Here is a 21,827-nt window from a genome sequence, read left to right on the forward strand (position 1 = left end):
GTGTCACGATATATATGTGAGGGTGCGCCGCGCCCTGCTGCACTTCGCCGTCTTCGACCGCGAGGAGCGTCGCCGGGAGTCGGTGGCGATGTGGCGCCGCGTGCTGGCGGCCGTCGAGGCCCGCGACCCCCAGGCCGCCGCCGCCGCGGCCTGGTCCATGGTCGACGCCAGCAAGAGGGAGGTTCTGCGCCTGATGCGGATCAGGCACGCCTCCGGCGAAGGCGCGGGCGAGGGCGCGGGCTGACGGCAGGCGCCGCGCACGCTCCCGACGATACAGGCCGAAAGCGCAAGATCGGGATCGACACGAGACCCGCGACCGCAGAAGAAGCGGCCAGACCGCATCGCTCCAGGATCCGCCCCGCATGACCACGCCCATCGCGTCCGACGCCGACCTCGCCGCCGCCATCGCCGAGGGCGCGGGCCGCATCCTGCTGGAGCTCCAGCGCTGCGGCCTGTTCGAGGCGAAGGCGCTGGGCGCCGCCGGCGACCAGGTCGCCCAGGCGTTCATCGCCGCCGCCCTGAAGACCCACCGGCCGGACGATGCGGTGCTCTCGGAAGAGGCGGCGGCCGACGAGTCCCGGCTGGCGAGCTCCCGCGTCTGGATCGTCGACCCGCTGGACGGCACCCGGGAGTACTCCGAACGCCGCAGCGACTGGGCGGTGCATGTGGCGCTGTCGGTGGACGGCCACCCGCAGACGGGCGCCGTCGCGCTGCCCGGCCTGGACCTCGTCCTGCGCACCGACGCGCCCGCCGCCCTCCCGGCCGCGCCGGCCGGGGCGCCGCGCATGCTGGTGAGCCGCACGCGCCCCGCGCCCCAGGCGGTCAGCGTCGCCGAGAAGCTGAAGGCCGAGCTGGTGCCCATGGGCTCGGCCGGCGCCAAGGCCATGGCCGTGCTCCGCGGCGAGGCCGAGATCTACCTGCACGCCGGCGGTCAGTACGAGTGGGACAGTTGCGCCCCCGTCGCCGTCGCCCTCGCCGCCGGCCTCCACGTCTCGCGCATCGACGGCTCGCCCTGCCGCTACAACGCCGCCGATCCCTACATGCCCGACCTGCTGGTCTGCCGGCCCGAGCTGGCGCAGCGGGTGCTGGAGGCGGTGGGCCAGGACGCCTGACGCCGGCGCCCCGTTCCCGGACGCTACGGCGCCCCGCTATAGGGTGGCGCGTGAGCGCGTCGGCGCCTGAGGGAACGAGAATGGACGACAACACGCCCGTGATCATCGGCGTCGGCGAAGCCTCCGAACGGATCGGCGCGCCGGGCTATGCGGCCCACTCGCCGGTCGAGCTCGCCGCGCTGGCCGCCCGGGCCGCCCTGGACGACGCCGGCGCCGCGGCGGCGATCGGGCCCCGGATCGAGGTGATCGCGGCGATCCGCCAGTTCGAGGTGTCCGGGCCCCGCGCCGTCGCCCCGTTCGGCAAGTCGAACAACTTCCCCCGCTCGGTCGCCAGGCGGATCGGCGCGGACCCGCAGCGCGCGATCCTGGAGCCGGTGGGCGGCCAGGGCCCGCAGCACCTGGTCAACGAATTCGCCCACGCCATCGGGCGCGGCGAGATGCGGCTGGCGCTGATCTGCGGCTCGGAGGCGATCTCGACGGTCCGCGACCTCGCCACGAAGGGCGAGACCCGCGACTGGTCCGAGGAGGTGGAGGGCCAACTGGAGGACCGCGGCTATGGCGTCGACGGCTTGGTCGACGCGGTCATCGCCGAGCACGGCGCGCGGACGCCGATCCAGGTCTACGCGATGTACGAGAATGCCCGGCGCGCCAGGCGCGGCCTGTCCCGCGAGGCCTACCTGCGCGAGATGGGCGACCTGTTCGCCCCCTTCACCGTCGTCGCCTCGGGCAATCCGCACGCCATGTCGCAGTCGGTGTTCACGCCTGAGGCGCTGGCGACGGTGACGCCGCAGAACCGCGTAGTCGCCGATCCGTTCCCGCGCCGCATGGTGGCCCGCGACCAGGCGAACCAGGGCGCCGCGGTGCTGATCGCGTCGGTGGGCATGGCGCGCGAACTGGGCGTGCCCGAGGACCGCTGGGTCTACCTGCACGGCGGCGCCGACGTGGCCGAACGCAGCCCGTTCCAGCGCAACGACCTTTCGGCCTACCCCGCCGCGGTGCTGGCCGCGAAGCAGGCGCTCGACGGCGCGGGCGTGGGCGTGGGCGACATCGCCGCCTTCGACCTCTACAGTTGCTTCCCCATCGCGGTGTTCAGCGTGCGCGACGAACTGGGCCTGGCGGCCGACGATCCGCGTCCGCTCACGGTCACCGGCGGCCTCCCCTTCTTCGGCGGCGCAGGCAACAACTACTCGATGCACGCCATCGCCAGCCTCGTCCGCGCGCTGCGGGCGAAGCCGGGGTCGTACGGCCTGCTGGGCGCGAACGGCGGGTTCCTGTCGAAGTACTCGGTGGGCGTCTACGCGACGAAGCCACGGGAATGGCGCCCCTTCGACAGCCGCGGCCTGCAGGCCGCGATCGACGGCTGGCCCGCGCCGGCGCCCGCGCCGGACAGCGCGCTCGACGGGACGGTGGAGACCTACACCATCGACTACGGCCGCGAGGCCCCGCACGGCGTGCTGGTCTGCCGCACCGACGCCGGCGAGCGGTTCATGGCGATGACCTCGCCGGAGCATCCGGCGGTCCTGGAGGCCATGCGGGCCGGCGACCCGCTGGGCGCCCGCGTCTCCTGCGCGCTGGACGCGCGCGGCCGCCGGGTGGCGGAGACCATCGCCCTCGCGGGGTAGGCGGCGCTACTTCGCGACGAGGTCCTGCTTCAGCCAGCGGCAGGTCAGCAGGAAGAACGCCCCGCTCAGGGCATAGAGGCTGGCGGTCGCCAGCAGCGACTGCTGCAGGCTCTGCGGGTGGGCGACGGCGCAAACCTGCTCCAGCTTCGCGGGCAGGTTCGCGCGCGCCGCGCCCTCGCAGGCGGCGCGGGTCAGGTCGGCGGCGCCCAGGGCCGAGGCCTTCATCCGGAACAGCACGTCGCTCAGCCACCCGATGAAGAGCGGCCCCAGCCCGTAGCCCAGCAGGTTCAGCATGAACATCAGCACGGCCGTGGAGAGCGCCCGCGTCTGGGCCGACACCACGCCCTGCCCGATCGTGTACTGGGCGGCGAGGTACCCGTACTTGGCGCCCCCGCCGATCATGAGGCCGAGCAGGCAGAGCCGCAGGTCGTGGGTGGTGAAGGCCAGCACATAGAACGGCACCGAGATCGCCATCCCCGCGGCCGGCAGCCAGGCGATGGCGGTGGTGCTGCGCGAGCCGATCTTCTCCGCCAGCCAGCCGGTGCCCAGCGTCCCCAGCGAGGAGGCGATGGCGACCGGCACGTTGATCATCAGCGCCGCCTCGCCGGCGGTCAGGCCGAAGCTGCGGTTGATGAACAGCGACTGGAACGACGAGATGCCGTAGCCGCAGAAGGCCGCGATGGTCGCCGCCGTGGTCATCGACCAGAACGACTTCTTGGACGCGATCTCGCGCAGGCCGTCGGTGAAGCGCACCGTTTCGCGCCGCGGCGTGCCCGGCGGGTCGGTGTAGCCCCGCGGCGGCTCGCGGACCGTCAGCTTGAGCGCCACCGCCACCAGCAGCCCCGGCACGCCCAGGATGAAGAACGCCCAGCGCCAGCCCAGCGCGTCGGTGATCGGCCCCCCGACCACGTTGGCCAGCATGGTCCCCAGCGTCACGCCCATGGCGTAGTAGCCGAGCGCCGTGGAGCGGGCCCGCGGCGGATAGTAGTCGGCGATCAGCGAATTGGCCTGCGGCGTGCAGCCGGCCTCGCCGATGCCCACGCCGACGCGGCAGGTCAGCAGCACCCAGAACGCGCCGATGGTGACCGAGCCGATGGTGACCTCGGCCGCCAGCCCGCACGCCGCGGTCATCAGCGACCACAGCGCCACGCAGATGCTCATGATCCAGACCCGGTGGCGGGTCTCGGCGATCTGGGCCAGGGGCACGCCGACGAGGGTGTAGAGCAGCGCGAAGCCGAAGCCGGTCAGCAGGCCGAAGCCGGTGTCCGAGATACCGAGCTGCGGCTTCATCTGCGGCGCCACCACAGAGAGCAGCGACCGGTCCATGAAGTTCAGGATGAAGATGAACAGCAGCGCGGTGAGGACGTAGGTCCGGTACGGCCGCGAGCCGTAGCCGTGGATGTGGCCCCCTTCCCCGGCGGGCGCGTCGGCGGCGGCGGGCATGGGCGTCAGCCGGCCCGGGAGGCGGCGATCTTGTCGCGCAGGCGCACCATGCCGCCGATCCAGCGGTCGTAGTCGCCGGTCTTGCGCTGCATGTAGGTCAGCACCTGCGGGTGCGGCAGGATGAGGAAGGTCTCCGCCGCCAGGCCGTCGACCACGCACTGCGCCACGTCGGCGGGCGACATCACCCCGTCCACCGCCTGCGAGCCGCGCGCGCCCTTGATCATCGGCGTGTCCACCGCCTGCGGGCAGAGGATCGAGACGCCGATGCCCTGGCTCTTGTGGGTGATGGCGAGCGCCTCGGCGAAGCCGACCGCGGCGTGCTTGGTGGTCGCGTAGGCCGGGCTGCCCGGCTGGCTCAGCAGGCCCGCGGCCGAGACCGTGTGGAGGAACCAGCCGCCGCCTCTCGCGATCATGCCCGGCAGCGCCGCGCGGGCCGCATAGACGTGGGCCATCACATTGACCTCCCAGCCCAGCGTCCAGGTCTCGTTCGAGGCCGACGTGGCGTTGTCGAAGTCGGGGTCGCGCACCGAGACACCGGCGTTGGAGCACATCAGGTCGATGCGGCCGAAGCGCGCTTCGGCCTGCGCCACCATCCGCTGCACGTCGGCCTCGACCGCCACGTTCGCCTTCACGGCGACCCCGCCGACCGCATCGGCCGTCGCCTGCGCCGCCGCCGCATCGAGGTCGGCCACGACAATGCCGGCGGCGCCCTCGGCGCGGAACCGCTCGGCCATGGCCTTGCCGATGCCGCTGCCGCCGCCCGTGATGACGACGACCTTGCCCTGCAGGTTCATGGCGAGCTTCCCCCTGGAACCACGGTTGATCCGCTTTGGCCGGGAACCTGAGGACTCGGAGCCGCCGCGTCAATGCATTTGATACCAACTCGGAACATTTGAGTTGAACCGCGGTTCCGGTAAGCCTAGCGTCCTTGAACGCCGCGCGTCAGACGGCGAAGGGGGAAGCATGTCGGAGGCCGATCCGCGCAAGGACGCGACGGACGCCACCCGCGCCGCGCACGCGGCGGTGGCGGCAAGCCTGCCGCCGGACGACGGCGGCGACTTCGCGCTCGCGGCCCGCGGCTTCGTGGGCACCATCCCCGACGCCGACGTGCCGGGCGCCTGGAGCCAGCGGCCCTTCGCGTTCCTAGACGGCGAGCGCCCCGACACCGTGAACCCCAGCCTCTGGCGCCAGGCGCGGCTCAACGCCATGCACGGCCTGTTCGAGGTGACGCCGGGCGTCTGGCAGGTGCGCGGCTTCGACATCTCGAACATCACCTTCGTCGAGGGCCGCCAGGGCTGGATCGTCATCGACCCGCTGACCTCGGCCGCCCCCGCCGCCGCCGCGCTGGGCCTGGTGCGCCAGCTCAAGGGCGACCGGCCGGTGACGGGCGTGATCTACACCCACAGCCACGTCGACCACTACGGCGGGATCATGGGCGTGCTGACGCCCGAGGACATCGCCCGCGGCGTGCCGATCGTGGCGCCCGAGGGCTTCCTGCAGGCCGCCGTCGCCGAGAACGTGCTGGCCGGCAACGTCATGAGCCGGCGCGCGACCTACATGTACGGCGGCCTCCTGCCCAAGGACCCCAAGGGCCACGTGGACTCCGGCCTCGGCAAGGGCACGTCCACCGGCAAGGTGGCGCTGGTCGCGCCCAACGTCTCCATCGGCCACACCGGCCAGACGATCACGCTCGACGGCGTCGACATCGTCTTCCAGGTGACGCCCGACACCGAGGCGCCGGCCGAGATGAACTTCCACTTCCCGCAGTTCGGCGCGCTGTGCATGGCCGAGAACTGCACCTGCCACCTGCACAACCTCTACACGCCGCGCGGGGCGCAGGTGCGCGACGCCAAGGCCTGGGCCTTCTACATCGACGAGGCGCTGGCGATGTTCGCGGGCCAGGCCGACGTCATGTTCGCCAGCCATCACTGGCCGCGCTGGGGCGAAGACCCGATCCGCGCCTTCCTCGGCAAGCAGCGCGACCTCTACAAGTACATCCACGACCAGACGCTCAGGATGGCGAACCACGGGATGAACGGGCCCGAGATCGCCGAGGTGCTGAAGCTGCCGCCCACGCTGGAAGCCGAGTGGCACACCCGCAGCTACTACGGGACGCTCAGCCACAACGCCAAGGCCGTCTACCAGAAGTACCTCGGCTGGTTCGACGGCAACCCGGCCAACCTGAACAGGCACCCGCCCGAGGCCGCCGGGCGGCGGTATGTTGACGCGGTGGGTGGCGCCGATCGCGTGCTCGCCGAGGGCCGTCGCGCCTTCGACGCCGGCGACTACCGCTGGGCGGCCGAGATCGTGGGCCACCTGGTGTTCGCCGATCCCGCCCACGCCGAGGCCCGCGCCCTGCAGGCCGATGCGCTGGAGCAGATGGGCTACCAGGCCGAGTCCGGCCCGTGGCGCGACTTCTACCTCACCGGGGCGCAGGAGTTGCGAAAGCCGCGGCCCCGGTCCGACACGCCGCGGCAGGCTTCCGCCGGCCAGCTCCGCACCCTGCCCGCCGACAACCTGCTGGACGCGCTGTCGGTCCGGCTGAACGGCCTGGCGGCCGGCGACCAGGCCATCGCCTTCACGGTCGCCTTCTCCGACACGGGCGAGCGGTTCGCCGTGCGGGTAGAGAACGCCGTCCTGCACCACCGCGCGGGCGAGGCCGGTCCGGTCGTCGAACTCACCCGTGGCCAGCTCGTCGACCTCGTGACCGGCGCCGAGACGCTGGAAGCCGCCGGCATCGTCGGCGACGGCGCCGCCGAACTCGGCCGCCTCGTCGCCCTCCTCGACCGCTTCGACCTCTGGTTCGAAATCTCAGCGCCCTGATCCCGGAGACGCACCACCGATGCCGCAATTCGAGACCCTGCTCTATGACGTCGACGCCGACGGGATCGCGACGATCACGCTGAACCGGCCCGACCGGCTGAACGCCTTCACGCCGAAGATGATGCTGGACATGATCGCGGCCTTCGATGCGACCGACGCCGACGACACGGTGAAGTCGGTGATCGTCACTGGCGCGGGCCGCGGCTTCTGCGCCGGGGCCGACCTGGGCGCCGGCGGCGGCACTTTCGACCAGGGCGCCCGCGAGGCCGAGCGGCGCGCGGCCGGCGACACCGGCGACGTCACCCGCGACGGCGGCGGCCGCGTCAGCCTGCGCATCTTCCAGAGCCTCAAGCCCGTGATCGCGGCGGTGAACGGCGCGGCGGTCGGCGTGGGCGTGACCATGCAGTTGCCGATGGACATCCGGATCGCCTCCACCGAGGCCAAGTTCGGCTTCGTCTTCGCCCGGCGCGGCATCACCATGGAGGCCTGCTCGTCCTGGTTCCTGCCGCGCCTCGTCGGCCCGCCCACGGCGCTGGAGTGGTGCTACTCCGGCCGCGTGTTCACCGCCCAGGAAGCGCACGCCAAGGGCCTCGTTCAAGCGCTCCATGCGCCCCAAGACCTGCTGCCGGCCGCCCGGGCCATCGCCAAGGGCTTCGCGGAGTCCGCGCCGATGTCGATGGCCGTCACACGCCAGTTGATCTGGCGTGGGATGACCGCGGACCACCCCATGGAATCGCACCGCGCCGACAGCCGCTCGCTGCGCATGCGCGGCGCCTCGGACGACGCGAAGGAAGGCATCGCCGCCTTCCTGGAGAAACGCCCGGCCGCCTTTCCCGACAGGGTCTCCAAAGGCCTGCCCGACCTCTGGCCGGAATGGGAAGAGCCCGAGTACCGCTGAACGCGCCATGCCTCGATTTGAGGCCGCCATGCCCCACGGCTTCTGGCCTGCCCGGCCGGAAGCCGGGTATCGCTGAAGCGATCAGGGGAACGAGGGGAACGTCGATGAAGATGCGCAGGGAAGTCGCCCGCTACGTGATCCCGGCCGCCGTGGCGGGCGTGCTCGCCGGCGGCACGGCCATCGGCGCCCAGGTGGCGCAGCAGAAGGCCGCCCAGCCCGCCGCCGCGCCCGCAAAGCCCGCGCCGAAGGCCGCCGCGCCGGCCGCCGCCACGGCAGTGCGCCTGCCGGGCTACAGCGCCGACCGCAACGCCTACTTCGGCGACATACACGTCCACACGTACCTCTCGTTCGACGCCTACATCTTCAACGTCCGCAGGACGCCCGACGACGCCTATGCGTTCGCCAAGGGCGAGGCGATCGGGCACGCCGCCGGCTTCGACATCCGCCTGCAGGGCGGGCCGCTCGACTTCGCCGCGGTCACCGACCACGCCGAGTTCATGGGCGCCATCCGCGAGGCCAACGACCCGCACAGCCCGCTCTCGAAGCTGCCGGTCACGGAGGGCCTGTTCTCGACCGACCCGAAGGAGATCAACGCCGCCTTCACCCGGGTCGTCACCGGCTTCCGCAACGGGACTTTGCCGGCCGAGTTCAGCGCGCCCGAGGTCGCCTCGCGCGCCTGGCGCGAGGTGCAGGACGCCGCCGCCCGCAACTACGCGCCCGGCCGCTTCACCACCTTCGTCGGTTACGAGTTCACCTCCGCCCCCGACGGCCGGAACATGCACCGCAACGTCATCTTCAAGGGCGCCAAGGTCGCGGGCCTGCCCTACACCGCCAACCAGTCGCGCGATCCGGAAGACCTGTGGCGCACCATGGACGGCTGGCGCGCGAAGGGGATCGAGGCCCTGGCGGTCTCGCACAATTCGAACGGCTCGGACGGGATGATGTTCGACACCCAGCGGATGAACGGCAAGCCGCTGGACAAGACCTACGCCGACCTGCGCATGCGCAACGAGCCGCTGGTCGAGATCAGCCAGATCAAGGGCACGTCCGAGACGCACCCGTCGCTGTCGCCCAACGACGAGTGGGCCAACTTCGAGATCATGGAGAGCTACATCGGTTCGCCCGTGAAGATCACCAAGTTCGCCGGCGGCTACGTCCGCCGCGCCCTCGAGGACGGGATCATCTACCGCGAGAAGCTGGGCGCGAACCCGTTCAAGTTCGGCTTCGTCGGCGGCTCCGACACCCACAACGCCGCGCCCGGCAGCGTGGAAGAGCCGAACTACTTCTCCAAGACCGGCCGCCCGGACTCGCGTCCGGACCTGCGCGGCTCCATACCGCCCGACGGCAAGAAGACCTGGGACGGGGTCGACGCCGCCGCCGCCGGCGGGCGCTACCAGGCCTGGGGCGCGTCGGGCCTGGCCGGCGTCTGGGCCGAGGAGAACAGCCGCGAGGCCATCTACGCGGCCATGCGGCGCAAAGAGACGTTCGCGACCTCCGGCCCGCGCATCAAGGTGCGCTTCTTCGCCGGCTACGACCTGCCGGCCGACCTGCTGACCCGGACCGACACGGTGCGCCAGGCCTATGCCCACGGCGTGCCGATGGGCGGCGACCTGCTGGCCTCGAAGGGCCGCGCGCCCAGCTTCCTGGTCTGGGCCGTGCGCGACCCGCGGGGCGGCTATCTCCAGCGCGCCCAGGTGGTGAAGGGCTGGATCGAGAACGGCCAGGCGAAGGAGAAGGTGTTCGACGTGGCGTGCTCGGACGGCCTCAAGGTCGGCGCGAACAGCCGCTGTGGCGACAACGGCGCGACCGTGAACCTGAAGACCTGCGAGCCTGACCGCTTCAAGGGCGACGTGGAGCTGCGGACGGTCTGGAAGGACCCCGAGTTCAACCCGAGGCAGCGGGCCTTCTACTATGTCCGCGTGCTGGAGAACCCGTCCTGCCGCTGGTCGACCTGGGACGCGCTGCGCAACGGCACGCCGCCCAATCCGAACCTGCAACCCACCATCATGGAACGCGCCTGGTCCTCGCCCATCTGGTTCGAGCCCGCAGCGTGACCGAGACCTCCGGTTCGTGGCTCTCGCGCGTTCTGCGGGAGCCGCTCGTCCACTTCCTGGCGCTGGGCGCGGTGCTGTTCGCCGGCATCGCCTTCGCCAACCACCTGAAGCGGCCGGTCGTGCGCATCGACGCCCAGGAGATCGAGCAGCTCGCCACCTACTGGGAGCTGCAGAGCCAGCGGCCGCCGACCCGCGCCGAGCTTTCCGCCCTGATCCAGGAGCGCGTCGACGAGGAGCTCCTGGCCCGTGAGGCCATCCGCCTCGGCCTCGACAGGGACGACATGATCGTGCGCCGCCGGCTGGCCCAGAAGATGGCCTTCGCGAGCGAGGACATCGCCGCGATCCCCGAACCGGACGAGAAGACGCTCCAGGCCTACTACGACGCCCACCGCGACCGCTATGCGACGCCCGGGCGGGTGGCGATGCGCCACCTCTTCTTCAGCCGCGACCGCACCGGCGCGACGCCGCAGGCCGCCGCGGCGGAGGCGCTCACGCGCCTCGAGGCCGGCGGGACCGCCCCCAGCGACCCCTCGCTGCTGCCGCTCACCTACGCCGACGTCGCCGAGGCCGACCTCGACCGGGACTACGGGCCGCAGTTCGCCGCCGCCGTCCACGGCGCCGCCGAGGGCGCCTGGATCGGGCCGGTCCCGTCCGCCTACGGCCTGCACCTGGTCCGCGTCGAGCGCCGCCTGCCGCCGGTGATCCCGCCGCTGGCGCAGGTGCGCGACGACGTCCGCGCCGCCTGGCTCGCCGAGCGCCGCCAGGAGGAGAACGGCGCGTTCCGGGCCTCGCTGCGCAAACGCTACAAGGTCGAGATCGCGGGCCTGCCGGAATGAGGCTGCTGGCGGCGCTCTGCCTCGCGCTCACGGCCCTGTTCGCCGCCGTCGCGCCCGCCCAGGCGCACGAGGTGCGCCCGGCGCTGGTGCAGATCCGCGAGACCGGCCCCCGCGCCTACGAGGTCGTCTGGAAGCGCCCCGTCGTCGGCGACATGGCGCTGCGCCTGGTGCCGCATCTTTCGGGCGGCGCGCTGGAGAAGCCCGCCGAGGTCGAGCAGGCCGCGCCGGGCTACGTCACCCGCGTCTGGCGCGTCCGCGACGGGCCGCCGCTGATGGGCCAGACGCTGGAGATCGAGGGCCTCGCCCAAAGCGTCACCGACGTGATCGTGCGCGTCACCCCCCGCGACGGCGAGGCCTCGGACCATGTCCTGAAGCCGGCCGAGCCGCGGATGGTCCTGGGCTCGGCGAAGCCCTCCGGCGTCGCCGTGCCGGCCTACCTGCTGCTGGGCGTCGAGCACATCCTGATCGGCATCGACCATCTGCTGTTCGTGCTGGGCCTGCTGCTGCTGATCGGGCCGAACTGGAAGCTGGTGAAGGCCGTCACCGGCTTCACCGTCGCCCACAGCCTGACCCTGGCGCTGGCGGCCTTCGGCGTCATCCGCTTCCCCTCGGCCGCCATCGAGGCGCTGGTGGCGCTCAGCATCCTGTTCGTCGCCGTCGAGCTGATGCCCGCCAGGCGCGCCGCCGGCGGCCTGGCCCAGCGCCGGCCGTGGCTGATCGCCTTCACCTTCGGCCTGCTGCACGGCATGGCCTTCGCCGGCGTCCTCGCCGACATCGGCCTGCCGGCCGGCGCCGCGCCCGAGGCGCTGTTCCTGTTCAACGTCGGCGTCGAGATCGGCCAGCTCACCTTCATCGCCGCCGTGCTGATCGTGATGGCCGCGGGGCGCCGCCTGCTGGCCATGAGCCATCGGACCCTGCCCCGCTGGGCCGCGCTGGCCCCGGCCTACGCCATCGGCGGCCTGTCCGCCTACTGGCTCATCGAGCGGACGATCGCGGCGATCTGACTACTCCGCGCCGCCGCCGTAGAGCAGGCTGCGCGGGTCGACCGGCAGGCCGCGGACATAGCCATCGATGAGCCCCTTCAGCTCGCCGGGCTCGGCGCGGCCGGTCCGGTTCAGCGAACCCCACGCGGCGGGCGGCATGGTCGCCGACCACTTTGTCCAGTCGGCCTTCAGACGCGCCAGCACCTCGGGCCGCGCGGCCGCGAGGTCGTTCCGCTCGCCAGGATCCTTGGAGAGGTCGAAGAGCCACCAGCGGTCCTCGGCGAACAGCGCCTTCCACTCGCCCGACCGGATCGCGCCTTGCGGAAGCAGCCGCCAGTACAGCGTCCGCGGCGCGGGTCGCGCGCGGCCGGTCAGGATCGGCATCAGGTCGATGCCGTCCAGGTCAGGGGTCCGCGGCGCGCCAGCGAGAGCCAGCGCCGTGGCGGTGATATCGAAGCCGGCGGTCAGTTCGTTCGAGACACGTCCCGCCGGCAGGCGGCCTGGCCATCGGAAGATCGCCGGCACCCGGACGCCGCCTTCCAGCATCGTGCCCTTCACGCCGTTGAACGGCGTATTGGCGCTGGTGGTCTGCCAGGTGGGCCCGCCGTTGTCGCTGGTGAAGACGACCAGCGTGTCGTCCTTGAGCCCCGCGCCGTCGACCGCCGCCACGATCCGCCCGACCGCATCGTCGAGCGCCGCCAGCATGGCGAGGTAGGTCCGCCGCTTCGGGTCCGCGGCGGGGGCGATGCGCGCGAGGTACGGCTGCGTCGACTGCAGCGGCGCATGCACCGCATTGTAGGCCGCGTAGAGGAAGAACGGACGCCGGCCGCTGTCCTTGATGAAGCTCACCGCCTCGTCCGTGAAGGCCTCGGTCGTGTGCGCCGGCATCGGGACGGGCGTCGTCCCGCGCACCACCGCCTTGTCGCCGCTCGGGCCGTCCGCCGTGTAGGCCATGGCGCCGCCGATGAAGCCGTAGAACCGGTCGAAGCCGCGGCCGGTCGGCAGGTTCTCGGGCGTGAAGCCGGTGTGCCACTTGCCCACGGCGCACGTCGCATAGCCCTGCGCCTTCAGCCGCTCAGCGATCGTGCCGCCGTGATCGCGCGGAAGGCCCACGGCCGGGGAGTCGTGCTGCGCCGCGCCCGGGTTGTTCTCGAACCCGAACCGGTGCTGGTAGCGCCCCGACAGGAACGCCGCCCGCGACGGCGCGCAGCTCGGATGGTTGGCGTAGAAGTCCGTCATCCGCACGCCCTCGACCGCGAGCCGGTCGATGTTGGGCGTGGCCACGTCCTTGCCGCCGTGGCAACCGAGGTCGCCGTAGCCGAGGTCGTCGGCCACGATCACGACGATGTTCGGCCTGCGGCCCGCGCCGAACGCCGGCCCGGCCAGGGCCGACGCGGCGAAGAGGCCGAGGAGCTCCCGGCGGGCGAGCGGCCTCACGCCGCCGGCTCGTACCAGATGGGCGAGGACCAGGCCCGCTCCATGATGGTGGCCTGGAGGCGCGGGCTGGGCTCGGTCCCGTTGCGCAGCGCATCCCAGGTCGACCAGCGGCAGGACGGGTTCTCCAGCACGCGGACGTAGTAGAAGGCCCGCTGCTTCGGGTTGAACTCCGGATCCTGCCAGACGGTCCGCAGCTCCACGTCACCCTTGAAGCGGTCGGGCTCGCAGGTCTTCAGGTTCACGCCCGCGCCGTTGTCCGGGCAGCGCGCGTTCGGCCCTACCTTCAGGCCGTCGGCGCAGACGACGTCGAACACCTTCTCCTTCGCCTGGCCGTTCTCGATCCAGCCCTTCACGACCTGCGCCCGCTGGAGATAGCCGCTGCGCGGGTCACGCATCGCCCAGACCAGGAACTGCGGGCGGCGACCTCGGGAAGGCAGAAGGTCGCCGCCCATCGGCACGCCGTGGGCGTACGCTTGGCGCACCGTGTCGGAACGGGTCAGCAGGTTCGTCGGGAAGTCGTAGCCGGCGAAGAAGCGCACCTTGATGCGGGGGCCCGACGTCGCGAACGTCTCCTTGCGCCGCAGCGCCGCGTAGAGGGCGTCGCGGCTGTTCTCCTCGGCCCAGATGCCGGTCAGGCCCGACGCGCCGCGGGCCGAGTACTGGATCGGGCCGGGATTGGGCCACTCGGCGGCGCCCTTCGGCTTCACCGAGCCGCGTTGCTCGGGCAGGCCGTCTCGCAGGCCCGAGGCGCTGGAGAAGTTCCACTCCTCCACCGCGCCGGGGGTCGCGTTGTGGGTGTCGGTGCCGCCGACGAAGCCCAGCTTGAACGGATTCACGCCCAGCTTCTCCCGCGCGAGGATGCCGTCCTCCAGCGCCCGGCGCACATAGCTGCCCTGGAACTTGGTCACCATCTTGTTGACCGAGATGTACCGTTCCCAGATCTCGAAATTGGCCCACTCGTCGTTGGGCGACAGCGAGGGGTGCGTCTCGGACGTCCCCTTGGTCTGGCTGATCTCCACCAGCGGCTCGTTGCGGGCGCGCATCTCCGCATAGGCCTTGTCGATCGGCTTTCCGTCCAGCCGGACGGAGTCGAACATCAGCCCGTCCGAGCCGTTCGAGTTGTGCGAGATGGCCAGGGCCTCCATGCCCTTGGCGCGCCAGCCGTCCATCATGCGCCAGAGCGCCTCGGGATCGGACACCTTCGTCGCCGTGAACGGCGCGCCGGGGACGCGGGCGGTCTTGAAGATGACGTTGCGGTGCAGGTTCTTGCCGTCGGGCGCGGAGGTGAACTCGTAGCCGACGAAGGTGGTGAAGCGGCCGGGCTGGTTGTTGCGCGCCGCCGCCTCCTGCACCTCGCGCCAGCCGTCGGCCATGACGGCCGGATCGTCGTACTCCTTGGGCAGCGTGCCTTCGCGCCGCGCGGTGACGAAGGCCTCGAAGCCCTTCTGCGCCTCGACCGGATCGGCGGCCATCAGCCTCTGGCTGAACGGCAGCTTGCCCAGGGGATGGCCCGGGCGCCCGGCCGTGCTGATGACGGCGAGGTATTCCGAGTGGTCGGTCACCGCCGTGAAGTCGAGCGGCGCGCCCTGCAGGCGCACGGAGTAGCCCGAGGCGTGCCCGATCGCCTCGCCCTTGGCGAAGCGGTAGGCGTCGTCGGGCGTGCGGCGGACGTTGGAGATGTAGGCGTCGTTGGACAGGTAGGTGTGGACGTGCAGGTCGCCGAAGTAGGCGTTGCGGTCCGCGTTCCAGCCCGGCAGGCGCGCCGGCGCCGCGGCGGCGGTCTTCGCTGCGGGGGTGGCGGCCGGCGCGGTCGTGGTCGCCTGCGGCTTCGGCGTAGTCGAGGCGCTCACCGCCACGCCGGTGGCCGCCAGGGCCGCGACGCTCGCCGCCGCCACGGCCGGGATCAGTCGCCCTTTCCCGGCGCGGTTGTGCTGGCTCATCTATGCTCCCTCCCTCGACACCGTCAGAACCTGGCCTTCAGCTCCACGCCCACCTGCCGGGGATCGTTCAGCGTGCATCGCAGGGCCGTGGCCCCGGTCGTCGCGTTGTTGAGGCCGAACGCGGCATTGTTGGGCTGGTTGAAGATGCCCGTACAGAAGGTTTCGCCGGTGAGGTTCTGGCCGAAGACCGCCGCCTCCCATTTCTGCTCGGGCCCACGGATCGCCAGACGCGCGCTGAGCTGCTGGTAGCCCTTCTGCAGCGCGTCGGGGTTGTTGTCGCCCGAAGCGGCGAGGTTGAGCTTGCTCGAAAAGGCGAGGTCCGCCCGCGCGAACCAGCTCCAGCCGTTCTGGAGTTCGCCGGTGTACTGGCCGGACAGCGTCCCCTGCCACTTCGGCGAATAGGGCAGCCGCTGGCCCGTCAGGTCCTGTGCGCCCCCGAATCCCGGCAGGCCCGGCGCGCCCCGGAAGTCCAGGTACTCGGAGTCGAGGTAGGTTCCCGCGAGGCCGACTTGCAGCGCCGGGATCGGGCGCGCGGTCAGCTCCCACTCGACACCCTGCTGGCGCGCCTTGCCGTTGTTGCGGGTGCGGAACTGGAGGCCGTCGAAGCTGCGGAACTGAAGGTCGTTGATGTCGGAGCGGAACAGGGTCGCATTGGCCACGAGCCGCCGCTGGAACAGCTCGGACTTCACGCCCAGCTCCCAGTTCTCGACCGTCTCGGCGTTGAAGCTGCGGGCCGCGGCGCCCACCGCCGCCGTGGTGCCCGGCGCCGAGTCGAAGCCGCCCGACTTGAAGCCGGTGGAGAAGCTCGCGAACAGCATCACGTCGTCGTTCGGCTTGAAATTGCCCGCCAGGCGGTAGGTGACCTTGTCTTCCTTGAGCGCCATGTCCGTGACCTCGGCCGCCTGGGCCGCGGCCGGATTGCGGGTGATGCCGCGGTACTTGGCGGTCTTGTCGTCCTCGGAGTAGCGGATGCCGCCGGTGACGGTGAGCTGTTCGGTGAGCTTGAAGTTGGCCTGGGCGTAGGCCGCGACCGACTCGGTGTCCTGCGTGAAGACGTAGTACGAGGCGCCGATCCGCGTGTTGTTCCGGCACTGGGTGAGGCGCGCGGCGGTCCCGGTGTTGCGGATGAACACCTCGCAGTACTCGTTGGTCAGGTCGATGTTCTGGCCGATGTCGTAGGCTTCCTCGTAGTAGAAGAGGCCCGCGACGAAATTCAGCCGGCCGTCCAGCAGCGTGTCGGGCGAGAGCAGTTGCAGCTCCTCCGAATGGTTCTGGCTGTCGGCGAAGGTGGTGCGCCTTTGCAGCTCCAGCGGGATGTTCCCGTTCGAGGCCTGGTACTGGACGTTCTTCCAGTCGCGGTAGCCGCTGATCAGCTTGAGCTGGTAGCCCCCGGCTAGGTCCCAGCTCAGGTCGCTGGCGACGCCGGTCTGGTAGTCCTTGAGGTCGCCCTCGGTCGACTGCCGCACGCGCCGCGAATAGGTGTCGGCGGTGTAGGGCAGCACGCCCATCAGCGGGCCGGCGCCGTCCGGGTCCAGCCGCGTCTGCCAGTTCGCCAGCGTGGTCGGCGTCACGGTCTTGGAGACCACCGTGATGGTGTTGTAGCCGTCGCCGCTCAGGTTCTGATGGTCGCCGCGCAGGGTCCAGGTGACGTCGGGCGTGATGTCCCACTGGATCGCGACGCGCGCCGAGAACCCGTCGTTGCGGCCCATGCGCTTGCCGGTCAGGTCGTTGCGGCCGAAGCCGCCGCCTTCATAGCCCAGGACCGAAACGCGGGTCCTCAGCGTGTCGGTGATCGGCACGTCGCCCATCGCCGAGATGCGCTTCACGCCGTATTGCCCGTAGGTCGCCGAGACCTCGCCGCCCAGTTCGTGGCCCGGCGCCGTGGTGCGGATCTGCACCGCGCCCATGGACGCGTTGCGGCCGAACAGGGTGCCCTGCGGGCCGCGCAGCACCTCCACCGAACCGATGTCGTTGAGGCCGGCGAGCAGCGAGCCGATGCGCGGAACGTAGACGCCGTCGACGAAGGTCGCCACCGAGGGCTCCACCGCGGTGTTCCCGCTGGTGCCGATGCCGCGCATCATGATCCGGGTGTTGCTCGTGTTGGACGAGGTCGCCAGGTAGAGGCTGGGGGTGATCCGCCGCAGGTCGCGGATATCCTGGACGCCGGCCGCCTCCAGCGTCTCGCCGCTGAACGCCGCCACCGAGATCGGCACGTCCTGGAGCTTCTCCGCCCGTTTCTGGGCGGTGACCACCACCTCTTCGACGCCGACCACCTCGGCCGCGCTCTGGGCTTCCGCCGCGATCGGCGCGCAGAGCGCCACGACGGCTACGGAAAGAAACAGCGTGCGACGCGCCATGAGCAATTCCCCCTGATGTGGACACCGCTCTCTCTGGCGGTTGTTCCGATCGGGTAACAATGCCCTCGCATTGCCCGCCTGTCAAATTATGCTACGACTTGGTTTCATTTCACGCCGCACGCCGTCCGCGGCTAGATCACAACCGGAAAATGAACGCGGAAAACCAGTTGCCGACACCGACGGCCGCAGGCGCGGCGCGCCCCAAGACCGGGCGAGGATCGAAGCCCCGCGTGAACGTGCCCGAACGGCGCGAAGCCTTCCTGCTCGCGGCCAGCCGGGTGTTCCTGGAGCGCGGCGTCGGCACCGCCACCATGCAGGACGTCGCCGACGCCGCCGGCGTGCCCAAGATCCTGATCTACCGGATCTTCCGCTCGAAGGAGGAGCTGCTCGACGCGATCCGGGACAAGGTGATCGCCAAGATCCACGAGGTCTGGGGCGAGCCCGCGCGCATCTACGGCGGACGCCTGCGTGGCCTGGTGATGGCGGCGCGCGAGCAGCCCGACCCGTTCCTGCTGGTCCTGCGCTACAGCCACGCCGGCGTCGAGGGCCTGGGCTGGCGGCAGAAGGTCGAGGACGCCATCGCCGCCTACACGCTCGACCGCTGGTTCCAGACCGGGCCCGACGCGCCACCGGGCGCCGCGGCCCGCGCCAGGTATGCCTCACGGCTCAACGTCGGCCAGTTCATCGAACTGACGATTCGCTGGATCGAGGGCGAGACCGGCCTCGATGACGAAACCCTCTTCCGCTACGTGGCCCGCATCCAGCGTGAGTTCCACCTCGCGTCCCGCGAGGCCTTCCAGTTGGGGACCATGGAGTCCGACTATCGGCTGCCGGGCGAGGAACCCCACCCCTGAGCGGCCGGGGGCCTTACCCACGCTCAGCGGCGCTCTGCGCGAACACACCTCAAGGACGTCATGGCCGGGCCTGTCCCGGCCATCCAGACACCCGGGCGGTCACCGCAAGTCAGCAGCGTCGGCCACACCACTTTTCCGGCGCTGTCGGTGTCTATGGATGGCCGGGACAGGCCCGGCCATGACGTTCAGATCAAGGAACGGCGCGGGACGTCGTGATCCGGATCGCCCTTACAGCGCCCAGACCCGCCCGATCTCCTTCAGCGGCACGCAGCCCCTGTAGTCGCCGGGCACGGGGTCGTAGCGCGCGGCCTTCGTCGCGCCCGGCTCCGAGCTGAAGTAGCCGACGGTCGTGAGATCCTTCAGGATCGCGAAGAAGTGCGGCCGCCTGGTCTTCGCCTCCTCGTCGTAGCCCCTGAGCAGGGCGGCCTGCTGGGCCGGGGAGATCGCCAGGAACGGTTGGCCGTGGGCGGCCTTCGCGTCCGCGTCGAGACGGTCCAGCCCGGCCACCGCCGTGTCGCGCCACAGCGGATCGGCCCAGTCGGCGAGGTTGCGGTCGATGAAGGCCGCCACGCCGGCCTCGCGCGCGCCGGGCGTGTCGGTGGCCGGCATGATCAGGTCGACCACCACCTCCAGCCGCCGCGCCTGGTCGGCGCTGAGCGCCTTGGGCGCCCAGCCCAGCGCCGGGGTGGCCTGGGCGGCCGCGGCGGCGGGCACGGCGAGCGCGGTCCACAGCGCGCCGAAGGTCAGAAGCGTGTCGCGGCGGGTCTGCGGCATCAGATTTCCCCCCGCTTCTTGGCCTCGACGGCGTGCGCGCAGGCCCGCGCCGTCAGCGCCATGTAGGTGAGCGACGGGTTCACGCACGACGACGAGGTCATCGCCGCTCCGTCCGTCACGTAGACGTTCCTGCACTCCCAGACCTGGTTGTGCGCATTCAGCACCGAGGTCTTCGGGTCGCGGCCCATCCGCGCCGTGCCCATCTCGTGGATGCCGAGCCCCAGGGGCGAGCCGGTGTCGAAGCCGCGGACGTTCCGGAAGCCCGCCGCCTCGGCCATCTCCATCGCCGAGGCCTGCATGTCCTTGCGCATCGCGAGTTCGTTCTCGCGGATCACCGCGTCCATCTTCAGCGTCGGCAGGCCGTACTTGTCGGTCCTGGCCCTGTTCAGCGTGACCCGGTTCTCGGGGTTCGGCAGCACCTCGCCGAAGCCGCCGACGCGGAACAGCCACGGCCCCGGCTGGGAGAGCTGCGCCTTGCGCTCGGCGCCGAAGCCAGGCGCCTCGCGGTCCCAGCCCAGGCGGCCCGCGCCGCCCTGGTAGCCGAAGCCGCGGATATAGTCCTTCCGCGCGCTCGCCGCGTCGCCCAGGTTGCGGAAGCGCGGGATGTAGAGGCCGTTCGGCCGCCGGCCCGAATAGTATTCGTCCAGATAGCCCGGGACCTCGGCCAGGGCGCCCACGTTCAGGTGGTGGTCCATGACGTTGCGGCCGAGTTGGTCGGACTGGTTGCCGAAACCGTTCGGGAACCGCCGGCTGGTCGAGTTCATGAGCAGCCAGGTCGAGTTCAGCGCCGAGGCGCAGACGAAGATGACGCCGGCGTAGAATTCCTCCTCCTGCCGCGTCGCCTCGTCGAGGATCTTCACCCCCGTCGCCTTCCCCGCCTTCTCGTCGAGGATCAGGGTCGTGACGATCGCGTTCGGGCGGATCTTCAGGTTGCCCGTCCGCTCGGCCGCCACCAGGGTCGCCGAGTTCGAGCTGAAGTAGGCCCCGAACGGGCAGCCGCGCATGCACATGTTGCGGTGCTGGCACTTGCCGCGCCCCAGCGCGAGCTGCTCCTCGGTGGGCGCGGTCAGGTGGGCGGCGCGGCCGATGGTGACCCGGCGGCCGAACGCCTTCTCGGTCGACGCCTTGAAGGCCTTCTCGACGCAGTTCATCTCCATCGGCGGCTGGAAGACGCCGTCCGGCAACTGCGGCAGCCCCTCGGCCTGGCCCGAGACCCCGATGAACCGCTCCACGTAGTCGTACCAGGGCGCGATGTCGGCGTAGCGGATCGGCCAGTCGACGCCGACGCCCTGCCGGGCGTTCGCTTCGAAATCCAGGTCCGAGTGACGGTAGCTCTGCCGCGCCCAGAGCAGCGAGCGGCCGCCCACCTGGTAGCCGCGGATCCAGTCGAACGGCTTGTCCTCGGTGTAGGGGTTCTCGTCGTCACGCACGAAGAAGTGCTGCGTGTACTCGGTCAGCGCGTAGCCGGTGCGGTTCTGGACCGGGTAGTGCGCCTTCAGCTCTGCGTCCGGCAGCTTGCCGCGCGGGTGCTTGATCTCCCACGGCGCGGTCTGGGCGGTCGGATAGTCCTCGATGTGCTTCACCATCGGGCCGCGCTCGAGGACCAGGACCTTCAGGCCCTTCTCGCTGAGCTCCTTGGCGGCCCAGCCGCCGGTGATGCCGCTGCCGACGACGATGGCGTCGTAGGTGCGCTCGGCCTTCGCCTTGCCGGTGACGTTCGCCATCTCAGACCTTCGCCAGGAAATCGTAGGAGATCTTCGCCGCCTCGATCCGCGGCCGCTCGAACGGCGCCTCCTGCTCGACGTAGAAGTGGCGCACGCCTGCGGCGTAGGCCGCCGGCAGCAGCGTCTTCCAGTCGATCTCGCCCGAGCCGATCTCGGTCGGGTCCATGCGCAGCTCGAAGTTCGGCCTGGTCGACGCCTTCAGGTCCTTCACGTGCATCATCGTCACGCGGCCCTTGTGCTTCCGGATGAAGGCCGCCGGGTCCACGCCCGCCGCCGCCACCCAGCCCACGTCGGCCTCGAAGGTGACCAGCGCCGGGTCGGTCTCCCGGATCAGGATCTCGATGCCCGTGGTCGAACCCTGCGGCGCGAACTCGAAGTTGTGGTTGTGGTAGCCGAGCCTGACGCCGGCCGTCTTCAGCACCGCGGCCTTCTCGTTGAGGAAGCGGGCGTTCTCCTTCCAGTCGTCGGCGTTCATGGCCGTCAGCACCCTGCGGAACCAGCCGGCGATGTCCTCGCCCGCGGCGGGGCGCAGGCCCAGGCGCTCGGGGATGCGCGGGCTCGGCATCACCGCCTGCGTGGCGCCCACCGCCAGCACGGCGTCGGAGAGCTTGCCGAGATCGCCGTCGAGGCCGCCGTCCGGCCCCATCGCGCGGCCCTGCACGTGGACGCTGGTGGCCTTGAGCCCCGCCTTGTCCAGCGCGGCGCGGAACTGCTGCGGCGTCTTCCCGTAGAAGCCGGCCAGCTCGACGGTCCTGTAGCCGGCGGCCGCCACCGCCGCGAGCGTGCCGTCCAGGTCGCGCGCCGCGTCCGGCCCCAGCGTGTAGAGTTGGATGCCGATCGGCAGGCCCTTGCCCGCGAAGAACGGTCTGGCCGCCGCCCCCGCGCCCGTCGCCGCGGCGGTCACGGCCGCGGCGCCCGCGATGAGGAAGCCCCGGCGGTCGAGGCGGGTTCGTTCGAGCAGCATGTGGCG

17 protein-coding genes are annotated in these 21,827 nt (G+C 71.3%); 9 read left to right on the plus strand and 8 right to left on the minus strand.

Going from position 1 to position 21,827, the window contains the following annotated elements:
• Positions 1-22: 22 nt before the first annotated feature.
• The 3 genes from KF737_RS18365 to KF737_RS18375 all read left to right on the plus strand — a co-directional run bounded on the left by KF737_RS18365 (position 23) and on the right by KF737_RS18375 (position 2,734).
• On the plus strand, positions 23-244 hold the full coding sequence (locus tag KF737_RS18365; RefSeq protein ID WP_296458354.1) for a hypothetical protein: 222 nt from the start codon (positions 23-25) through the stop codon (positions 242-244).
• 118 nt (positions 245-362) lie between these two features.
• Positions 363-1,112 carry a 3'(2'),5'-bisphosphate nucleotidase CysQ gene (locus KF737_RS18370; RefSeq protein ID WP_296458356.1) on the plus strand — a complete coding sequence of 250 codons (750 nt, stop codon included), beginning with the start codon at positions 363-365 and terminating at the stop codon, positions 1,110-1,112.
• 80 nt (positions 1,113-1,192) lie between these two features.
• Positions 1,193-2,734, plus strand: a complete 1,542-nt coding sequence (locus KF737_RS18375; RefSeq protein WP_296458357.1) for an acetyl-CoA acetyltransferase — start codon at positions 1,193-1,195, stop codon at positions 2,732-2,734.
• Positions 2,735-2,740: 6 nt separating this feature from the next.
• On the opposite strand, the gene KF737_RS18380 is transcribed toward KF737_RS18375, so the two are convergent.
• Positions 2,741-4,177 carry an MFS transporter gene (locus tag KF737_RS18380; RefSeq protein ID WP_296458360.1) on the minus strand — a complete coding sequence of 479 codons (1,437 nt, stop codon included), beginning with the start codon at positions 4,175-4,177 and terminating at the stop codon, positions 2,741-2,743.
• Positions 4,178-4,182: 5 nt separating this feature from the next.
• Positions 4,183-4,971 (minus strand): SDR family oxidoreductase, encoded by a 789-nt coding sequence (locus KF737_RS18385; protein WP_296458363.1) that lies wholly within the window; start codon positions 4,969-4,971, stop codon positions 4,183-4,185.
• Between the two features lie 169 nt (positions 4,972-5,140).
• Here KF737_RS18385 and KF737_RS18390 point away from each other — a divergent pair, with 169 nt between their 5' ends.
• The 5 genes from KF737_RS18390 (at position 5,141) to KF737_RS18410 (ending at position 11,792) form a co-directional block, all read left to right on the plus strand.
• Complete coding sequence (locus tag KF737_RS18390; protein ID WP_296458366.1) at positions 5,141-7,000, plus strand: alkyl sulfatase dimerization domain-containing protein; 1,860 nt, start codon at positions 5,141-5,143, stop codon at positions 6,998-7,000.
• 19 nt (positions 7,001-7,019) lie between these two features.
• The gene (locus tag KF737_RS18395; protein WP_296458369.1) at positions 7,020-7,898 is read left to right on the plus strand and encodes a crotonase/enoyl-CoA hydratase family protein; all 879 of its coding nucleotides are present in this window, start codon (positions 7,020-7,022) and stop codon (positions 7,896-7,898) included.
• Between the two features lie 104 nt (positions 7,899-8,002).
• Positions 8,003-9,952 (plus strand): DUF3604 domain-containing protein, encoded by a 1,950-nt coding sequence (locus tag KF737_RS18400; protein ID WP_296458372.1) that lies wholly within the window; start codon positions 8,003-8,005, stop codon positions 9,950-9,952.
• Positions 9,949-10,788 carry a peptidylprolyl isomerase gene (locus KF737_RS18405; protein ID WP_296458375.1) on the plus strand — a complete coding sequence of 280 codons (840 nt, stop codon included), beginning with the start codon at positions 9,949-9,951 and terminating at the stop codon, positions 10,786-10,788. Before KF737_RS18400 ends, KF737_RS18405 begins: the two co-directional genes overlap by 4 nt.
• Entirely contained in the window at positions 10,785-11,792 is a 1,008-nt protein-coding gene (locus KF737_RS18410; RefSeq protein ID WP_296458377.1) for a HupE/UreJ family protein, read from the plus strand. Before KF737_RS18405 ends, KF737_RS18410 begins: the two co-directional genes overlap by 4 nt.
• Here KF737_RS18410 and KF737_RS18415 read toward each other — a convergent pair whose 3' ends face one another.
• From KF737_RS18415 to KF737_RS18425, 3 genes are read right to left on the minus strand one after another with little or no spacing between them, the layout of a single operon-like run.
• Entirely contained in the window at positions 11,793-13,208 is a 1,416-nt protein-coding gene (locus KF737_RS18415; protein WP_296458380.1) for a sulfatase-like hydrolase/transferase, read from the minus strand.
• Positions 13,205-15,148: a DUF3604 domain-containing protein gene (locus tag KF737_RS18420; protein WP_296458382.1), complete on the minus strand. Its 1,944-nt coding sequence runs from the start codon at positions 15,146-15,148 to the stop codon at positions 13,205-13,207. The genes KF737_RS18415 and KF737_RS18420 overlap by 4 nt, the downstream gene beginning before the upstream one ends.
• 23 nt (positions 15,149-15,171) lie before the next feature.
• The gene (locus KF737_RS18425) at positions 15,172-17,505 is read right to left on the minus strand and encodes a TonB-dependent receptor (protein ID WP_296458385.1); all 2,334 of its coding nucleotides are present in this window, start codon (positions 17,503-17,505) and stop codon (positions 15,172-15,174) included.
• Positions 17,506-17,654: 149 nt separating this feature from the next.
• On the opposite strand from KF737_RS18425, the gene KF737_RS18430 reads away from it, so the two are divergent.
• The gene (locus tag KF737_RS18430) at positions 17,655-18,359 is read left to right on the plus strand and encodes a TetR/AcrR family transcriptional regulator (protein WP_296458387.1); all 705 of its coding nucleotides are present in this window, start codon (positions 17,655-17,657) and stop codon (positions 18,357-18,359) included.
• A 228-nt stretch (positions 18,360-18,587) separates the two neighbouring features.
• On the opposite strand, the gene KF737_RS18435 is transcribed toward KF737_RS18430, so the two are convergent.
• The 3 genes from KF737_RS18435 to KF737_RS18445 are packed head-to-tail and all read right to left on the minus strand — an operon-like array spanning position 18,588 to position 21,821.
• Positions 18,588-19,133: a gluconate 2-dehydrogenase subunit 3 family protein gene (locus KF737_RS18435; RefSeq protein WP_296458390.1), complete on the minus strand. Its 546-nt coding sequence runs from the start codon at positions 19,131-19,133 to the stop codon at positions 18,588-18,590.
• Positions 19,133-20,857 carry a GMC oxidoreductase gene (locus KF737_RS18440; RefSeq protein ID WP_296458392.1) on the minus strand — a complete coding sequence of 575 codons (1,725 nt, stop codon included), beginning with the start codon at positions 20,855-20,857 and terminating at the stop codon, positions 19,133-19,135. Before KF737_RS18440 ends, KF737_RS18435 begins: the two co-directional genes overlap by 1 nt.
• A 1-nt stretch (position 20,858) precedes the next feature.
• A complete protein-coding gene (locus KF737_RS18445) occupies positions 20,859-21,821 on the minus strand; it encodes a sugar phosphate isomerase/epimerase (RefSeq protein WP_296458421.1) in 963 nt (320 codons plus the stop codon).
• Positions 21,822-21,827 lie beyond the last annotated feature (6 nt).

The sequence above is a fragment of the Phenylobacterium sp. genome (assembly GCF_019636135.1).
Classification (GTDB): Bacteria; Pseudomonadota; Alphaproteobacteria; order Caulobacterales; family Caulobacteraceae; genus Phenylobacterium.

Excerpts from the sequence above, each read along its gene's own strand:
- KF737_RS18390 (WP_296458366.1), top strand. The coding sequence starts at position 5,141 with ATGTCGGAGGCCGATCCGCGCAAGGACGCGACGGACGCCACCCGCGCC.
- KF737_RS18370 (WP_296458356.1), top strand. The coding sequence starts at position 363 with ATGACCACGCCCATCGCGTCCGACGCCGACCTCGCCGCCGCCATCGCC.
- KF737_RS18375 (WP_296458357.1), top strand. The coding sequence starts at position 1,193 with ATGGACGACAACACGCCCGTGATCATCGGCGTCGGCGAAGCCTCCGAA.
- KF737_RS18440 (WP_296458392.1), bottom strand. The coding sequence starts at position 20,857 with ATGGCGAACGTCACCGGCAAGGCGAAGGCCGAGCGCACCTACGACGCC.
- KF737_RS18395 (WP_296458369.1), top strand. The coding sequence starts at position 7,020 with ATGCCGCAATTCGAGACCCTGCTCTATGACGTCGACGCCGACGGGATC.
- KF737_RS18410 (WP_296458377.1), top strand. The coding sequence starts at position 10,785 with ATGAGGCTGCTGGCGGCGCTCTGCCTCGCGCTCACGGCCCTGTTCGCC.
- KF737_RS18445 (WP_296458421.1), bottom strand. The coding sequence starts at position 21,821 with ATGCTGCTCGAACGAACCCGCCTCGACCGCCGGGGCTTCCTCATCGCG.
- KF737_RS18435 (WP_296458390.1), bottom strand. The coding sequence starts at position 19,133 with ATGCCGCAGACCCGCCGCGACACGCTTCTGACCTTCGGCGCGCTGTGG.
- KF737_RS18425 (WP_296458385.1), bottom strand. The coding sequence starts at position 17,505 with ATGGCGCGTCGCACGCTGTTTCTTTCCGTAGCCGTCGTGGCGCTCTGC.
- KF737_RS18380 (WP_296458360.1), bottom strand. The coding sequence starts at position 4,177 with ATGCCCGCCGCCGCCGACGCGCCCGCCGGGGAAGGGGGCCACATCCAC.
- KF737_RS18400 (WP_296458372.1), top strand. The coding sequence starts at position 8,003 with ATGAAGATGCGCAGGGAAGTCGCCCGCTACGTGATCCCGGCCGCCGTG.
- KF737_RS18385 (WP_296458363.1), bottom strand. The coding sequence starts at position 4,971 with ATGAACCTGCAGGGCAAGGTCGTCGTCATCACGGGCGGCGGCAGCGGC.
- KF737_RS18430 (WP_296458387.1), top strand. The coding sequence starts at position 17,655 with ATGAACGCGGAAAACCAGTTGCCGACACCGACGGCCGCAGGCGCGGCG.
- KF737_RS18420 (WP_296458382.1), bottom strand. The coding sequence starts at position 15,148 with ATGAGCCAGCACAACCGCGCCGGGAAAGGGCGACTGATCCCGGCCGTG.